This is a genomic window from Lachnospiraceae bacterium (assembly GCA_025758065.1).
Lineage (GTDB): Bacteria > Bacillota > Clostridia > Lachnospirales > Lachnospiraceae > Enterocloster.
In genome coordinates, this window is sequence record CP107199.1 from 1,945,740 (window position 1) to 1,952,500 (window position 6,761).

General features: G+C 44.0%; 4 protein-coding genes (1 of these 4 only partly in view). 2 read left to right on the forward strand and 2 right to left on the reverse strand.

Annotated elements, in window-relative coordinates; all coding sequences use genetic code 11:
- A complete protein-coding gene (locus OGM16_09090; protein UYJ48344.1) occupies window positions 1–1,680 on the reverse strand; it encodes an ABC transporter ATP-binding protein/permease in 1,680 nt (559 codons plus the stop codon).
- A complete protein-coding gene (locus OGM16_09095) occupies window positions 1,655–3,463 on the reverse strand; it encodes an ABC transporter ATP-binding protein/permease (protein ID UYJ48345.1) in 1,809 nt (602 codons plus the stop codon). Before OGM16_09095 ends, OGM16_09090 begins: the two co-directional genes overlap by 26 nt.
- Window positions 3,464–4,042: 579 nt before the next feature.
- On the opposite strand from OGM16_09095, the gene OGM16_09100 reads away from it, so the two are divergent.
- Window positions 4,043–4,561 carry a TRAP transporter small permease gene (locus OGM16_09100; GenBank protein ID UYJ48346.1) on the forward strand — a complete coding sequence of 173 codons (519 nt, stop codon included), beginning with the start codon at window positions 4,043–4,045 and terminating at the stop codon, window positions 4,559–4,561.
- On the forward strand, window positions 4,562–6,761 hold the 5' portion of the coding sequence (locus OGM16_09105) for a TRAP transporter large permease subunit (protein UYJ48347.1). It continues 1,163 nt past the right edge of the window; only the first 2,200 of its 3,363 coding nucleotides appear in the window; its start codon is at window positions 4,562–4,564; its stop codon lies beyond the right edge, outside the window. It abuts the gene before it with no gap.

A 6,761-nucleotide genomic window follows, 5' to 3' on the forward strand; every position in this document is an offset into this window, starting at 1 on the left:
TTAAAGAGTCCGATCGATGGCAATCTGCCGGCCGCTGCTTTGGCCTTTAAGATTCAGGGACTCATATAATCTGTGACTGATGGAAAGGACAGTACGTCCATTTCCAGCCCGGTCTAAAGCGGCAAGTACATTTTTTTCTGTATTTGCGTCCAGATTGGCGGTGATCTCATCCAACAGCAGGATGCGGGGATTGGCGGCCACTGCTCTGGCAATGGAAATCAGCTGCCACTGTCCTTGGGAAAAAAAATCGGGTCTGCAGGGAGTGTCATAACCGTCAGGAAAATGGCCTATGACTTCATCCAGACCAGTAAGCTGAGCAGCATATTGTGCCTGTTCATTAGAAATAGCCGGATCAAATAAAGTGATCTGATCCCGGATCGTTCCTGGAACAAGGGAAAAATTTTGTTCCACACAGCTGATGATCTTCCGCCTCTGGCTGTCAGAAAGCGCAGATGCAGGTTGACCCTGGATCAGCACTTGGCCTTCCTGTGGATCATAAAGTCCCAGAAGCAGTTTGAAAATGGTGCTTTTTCCGGCACCAGTGCGTCCGGTTAAAGTGACATGTTCCCCTTCTTTAATAGAAAAACTAAGTCCCTGGAAAATATTAGGGTCATTTTCTTCATATCGGAAGGTAACATTTTGAAATTCAATCGGATATGTGAAAAATGGATCCAGGTTATTTTCAGCAATATGTTCTGCCGCGATCTTCCGTTCTGGAAGATCTAAAAATTCATTGATCCTGTGAACACCTGCAGCGGCGGATTGAATGGTCTGTATTTCCATGCCAATACTTTCAAGTGGTGTAAATACCTGTGTAATATAAGAAATAACAGCGGCAGCAGTACCGGCAGACATTCCGAAAAACAGCTGGACTTCCCCATTTTTCAAAGAAGATAAGACCATGACAATGGCGATCGTAAGGGCGTTGGAAATAAGGATGACCGGTGAATAAACAGCGTCATAAAAATTGGTTTTATCTACCGCTTTATAGCTGTCTTCCAGAAATTCACTATATTTTTCTTCCATGTACATTTCTTTATGAAGATTGTGGATAGTGCGGATGCAGCGCAGAGTTTCAGGTACATGACCGGCAGCTTTTGCAATGGCAGCCCGGTTGTTTAACTGGGATGCAAGCATACATTTTTGTACATGACGGGTGTAGAAAAATACAACAGGAAGTACAAAAAGCAGCAGGATTGCCAGACCGCGGTTTTTTGCGAAGATCACAAAGAAAATACCACAAAGCTGGCAGGTATCGGTAAACATGCTGATGATACCGGAAGTAAAAAGTTCTTCCACAGTATCTACATCCCCTACAAAACGGGAAGCAATGGCTCCGGAATCATGGGAAACAAAGGCATCTGCAGGCAGATGACTGACTTTCTGGCACAAAACAGTGCGCAGTTTATGAGTGATACGCTGTCCGAAGATGGTCAAAAGGCTTTCACGTAGGGATGTGGCAGTATTTGTTAATAGAAGCAGCCCGAAATAAGACAGAGCCAGAGCTAAAGGAAAGGCCTGGCCAGACGTAAGGCAGTCAATGGCTTTTGCAAGTATTAAAGGTGGGAGAAGGGCAAAGCCGGCAGATCCCAGCACAGATGCAAATAAAGTCATGCATATTCTTTTATTTTGTTTTACAGTGTGTAAGATCACCTTAAGGACAGAATGTTCTGTTTTCATCGTTTTCGGCCCCCTTTTCGATAGTGGTTTCTGTTGCTTTTACAACGGAATGGCGATCCTGAAGCTGATATAATTCTCTGTAAGCACTATTTTCCTCCAACAGTTTCTCATGGGAAGAAAATTCTGCTTTTCCATTATCCATCCAGATCACACCATCTGTTTCTGAGAACAGATACAGGCGGTGGGAAATGAGAAAGATAATGCTGTCCGGGACGATCTGGCGCAGGTGTTCAAACACTTCGGTTTCGGTTGTTTTATCTAAAGCGGAAAATGGATCATCTAAGATCAGGATCGGGCGGGGATGAGCCAAGGTACGGGCCAGAGCCAGACGTTTTTGCTGTCCGCCGGAAAGACGTATGCCTGTTTCGCCGGTTACTGTATTTTCCCTTTGTGGCATATGACCTACTTCGTCCTCAAGGCATACAGCCTTTAGATATTTCCACAGATCCTTTTTATCCCCAAGTAAAACATTATTTTTTATAGTATCACTTAACAGGTCAGGTTCATGTCCAAGGTATCCCACCAAAGAATTGAGAACATCTGATGAAAGGGAAGAAAATTCCGTTCCGTTAAAAGTGAGGGAGCCGGTGTAAGGATGTTCGCAGAGAAAAATCCGTCCCAAAGTGGATTTCCCGCAGGCAACTGGTCCGGTAATACCAATGATCTGACCGGGTGAAGCCTTAAATGTCAGGTCATTGAAAAGCGGTGTACTATTTTCATAAGAAAAGCCAAGAGAACGGGCTTTTACCTGTCCGGGGCTGGATGCAGGCAGAGGTTTATCCTCTTTTTGGGATCTCATAAAAGGAAGGATACGTTTCCAGGAAACCTGGGCTTTTTGGATCGCATTAAAAAGCTTGGCTGCGTGGGACGATTTTACGGACAGCCGGGAAAAACAGGAAAGGAAAGCACTGAAGGCAGCGATATCCCAGGAAGTCCAGCCTGTCCCAATTACATTTTTACTTCCAAAATAGAAGATGAGAAGAACACCGGTCATGGAAATAAGTTTATAAACAGGAGGAAGGGCAGCTACTGGCAGGTCTGCGCGCACAGAAGCTTTTTCGTAATCTGCCAGGTGGGATTCGTAGTCTTTATTTCTCTGGGTCTCACAGCCGTAAATACGGTAGGTAATGGCATTTTGGATGCGGTCCAGAGTGGCAGCATTTAAACGGCCGGCACTTTCTTTGCAGGCAGCTCCTGTTTTCAAAACAACTGCTTTCATCCTTTCTGCGATCACATAGGAAACAGGGGGAAAGATAAGGCACAAAAACGCCAGCTTCCAGTCATAGGCGAAAAGCATGAAAATATAGGAAAACAGTGCTACGCCTGTGTCAAAAATCTCTGTTGTAAATTTCCGTATTCCTTCAGAACATGCGTCTACATCGGATAAAGCCTTTGTCATGGCATTACCTGTATTGATATTTTTCAGGTCGCTGGTATCTGTATGGACCAGGTTATTGTAATAAGTCTGTTTCATATTGCGGTTGATGTTGTTGGCAAAACGGCGTACATACAGACGTTTGATAAAACGGGCTACCTGAACAGTAAAAATAGCAATAAAATAAACAGATGCCAGCTTTAACATATCTGAAAAATGGCTTTGGCCCTTCTGGATAAAAAACAGGCACTGTATCATCTGACCTTCAAACCAGGGCCGTACCATAAGCCCCAGATTGTAAATCAGGCCGGACACTGTGATAACAGCTAATATTCCTTTCTGCATGGAAAAATAACTGATAATATGGTCGGGCTGCCTGCAGATGGGCGGTGCAGACTGTTTACTCATGAGAAGTATCTCCTTCCTCTTATTCTTGCTGTATATCATGATGCTGGAGTCAAAAGGTATTTTGCTCCAGCTGATATCGAGTGGGATCAGCATTGTTAAAAAATGTATGTTCATCTGTTGATAGTACATTTAAATTTTGCTGCCGTCAATATATGATGATATAAGTGTGTAAGCATAAAAGTGTATGAAAATTAAAAAAATAAAAAGATATTGACGTTTTTTGCGAATCCGTGTACAATAGTACGTACATTATTAATAACCTGTTATGAAAATAAAGGCTGGCTTCGATTGACTGAGAGCAAGGGCTACAAGACCTTTATTTTTATAAGATCCGCACAGCGGCAGCAGCGTATGTTTATACGATACTGCGGGTGTTTTACTTTCCGTGAAAAGTGAAAGCCTCTGACAGAATCCATTAATCATCCGTCCCTTATACTACAAGGGGCGGTTTTTTTATGCTTTCTAATGCATCATGCAAAAGAAAGATGTGGAAATGGAATACAGAATACACGAAAAAATGCGGAAATAACACAGGATCTTATGCAGGCAAAAGTATTACATATTTAGGAGGAGAGCAGTATGAAAGGGTACAAAAAGCTTATGGATTTTGTAGCGCTGGTTGAAAAAGCAGTTCTGGCAGCTACCATGATCCTGATCCTTGTACTGACAGTAGGAAACGTGTTTTCACGTAAAGTGATCCACCAGTCATGGTCTTTTACAGAGGAACTGGTGGTTGCAATTTTTGTTCTGATCACCCTTTTGGGAGCAGCGTTGTCTGCAAGAGAGGGAGGTCTGGTAGGTTTAAATCTGGTAACAGAGCGCCTGCCAAAGTCATGTAAAAAGCCGGTGATCATTCTCATCACACTTTTTTCCGTGGTTTTTATGGGAATCTTATTTTATTACGGTATGGACAAGGTGTTAGCACAGCTTGCCAACCAGAAACGGACTTTCGTATTAAACTGGCCGGAATGGATCTTCTGGTCCTTTGTTCCCGTTGGTTCCGTGTGCATGATCCTGCATTTTATTGAATATTGTGTGGATGAATGCGCAAAAACAGATATGACAGAAAATAATGCTATGGAAAAGGAGGATAAATAAATGGTAAGTGCAGTTCTTTTTATCACCTTTTTCGTTTTACTGGTTTTAAATGTTCCTATCTCTATCTGTCTGGGACTTTCATCCGCAGCAGCGATCCTGTATTCAGGAACCTCTTTAACCATTGTAGCAACTAACATTTATTCTGGTATCAGTAAATTCCTGCTTCTTGCGATCCCGTTTTTCGTATTATCCGGAAACATTATGGCAAAAGCCGGTATTTCTACCAGACTGATCCGTTTTGTTAACACCTGCGTTGGTCACAGAAAAGGTGGTATTGCAAATGTATGTATTATCGTTGCCTGCTTCTTTGGTGCGATTTCCGGTTCCGGTCCTGCAACAGTAGCAGCATTAGGCGCTGTCCTGATCCCGGCTATGGTAGAAAGAGGCGGCTTTTCAGCACCGTTCGCTACAGCATTAATGGCAACTGCCAGCTCTATTGCCATTGTCATCCCACCAAGTATTGCTTTTGTTGTATATGCTTCCATTACCGGCGTTTCCATCGGTGACATGTTCATGGCAGGTATTGTTCCGGGAATCCTTATGGGACTTGCCCTGATCGTAGTGGTAATGTTAGAAGTACACAAAAACCATGTAGTTCCATCTAATGTACAGAAGGCATCTGCAAAAGAAAGACTGGATGCGTTTAAGGATGCTTTCTGGGGATTTTTAATGCCGGTTATCATCCTGGGAGGTATTTACGGCGGCATCTTTACACCTACTGAGGCAGCAGCCGTTTCAGTTGTATATGGCCTTTTTGTAGGAATGGTAATATATAAAGAAGTAAAATTAAAAGATCTTTGGGATATCCTTATTGACTCTGCAAAGACCACCGGCGGAATCATGCTCATTGTAGCATGTGCGTCCCTGTTCTCCTTTGTATGTACCCGTTTTGGTATCTCTGCTGCAGCTTCCCAGCTGCTGGCAAAAGTAGCAGGAAATCAGTTTACTTTCTTACTGATCTGCAACGTGATATTCCTGATCGCAGGCTGCTTTATTGACGCTAACTCTGCAATGTACATTTTCATCCCGATCATGCTTCCTGTATGCAAGCAGTTAGGCTACAATGTGATCGCATTTGGTATTATGGCAACCGTCAACCTGGCAATTGGTCAGGTAACACCGCCAGTTGGCGTTAACTTGTTTGTTGCTATCGGTGTAAAGCTGAAAAATGGTTTACAGGTAACCTTACAGCAGATCTCCCGTGCAGTTGTATCTATGGTAGTGGCAAGTATCGCAGTGCTTTTACTGATCACCTATATTCCGGTAATCTCTACGTTCCTTCCGGCAGCTTTAGGAAGTGCTGCAGCAGTTGAAAATGGAACCACCACAGGCGGTGACAGCGGTACTACAGCCACAGATAATGAGGATTTTAATACCATTGAAGATTACAGTGATCTGGACTGGCCGGAAATGACCTGGAATTTCACCTGTTCCACCACAGAGACCAGTACCTGGGCACAGGCCGGCCGCAAGTTTGGTGAGTTAATGGAACAGGCAACCGGCGGAAAAGTAAAAGTAGACGTATATGCAGCAGACCAGCTGACCGGTGGCAACCAGTCTGAAGGCATCCAGGCGCTGATGAACGGAGACCCGGTACAGATCTCCATGCACAGCAATCTGATCTACTCCGCATTTGATCCACGTTTTAATGTGGTTTCTCTGCCGTATTTATTTGACTCTGTAGAAACAGCAGATGCTGTTTTAGACGGACCTGCAGGAAAAGAACTGGTAAAGATCCTGGAAAGCTATGACCTGCATTGTATGGGAATGGCAGAAAATGGTTTCCGCCAGCTGACTAACAGTGTACGTCCGGTACATTCTGTAGAAGATATGAAAAACCTGAAGCTGCGTGTAGCAGGCTCCAACCTTCTGATGAAGTGTTATGAACTCTGGGGCGCAGATGCTACCAATATGAACTGGTCTGAGACCTACACTGCCCTTCAGCAGAAGACAGTAGACGGTCAGGAAAACCCACTTCCTGCAATTGATGCAGCCAGCGTACAGGAAGTACAGAAATATGTATCTCTCTGGAATGCCAATTATGACTGCCTGTTCTTCTGTATCAATCAGGGCATTTATGACAGCCTGACCCAGGAGCAGCAGAAGGTAGTTGATGAAGCAGGCCGCAAGGCAGTTGCTTATGAGCGAGAGATAAACCGTGCCGGCGATGAGGAGATATTAGACCGCTGGCAGGCAAAGA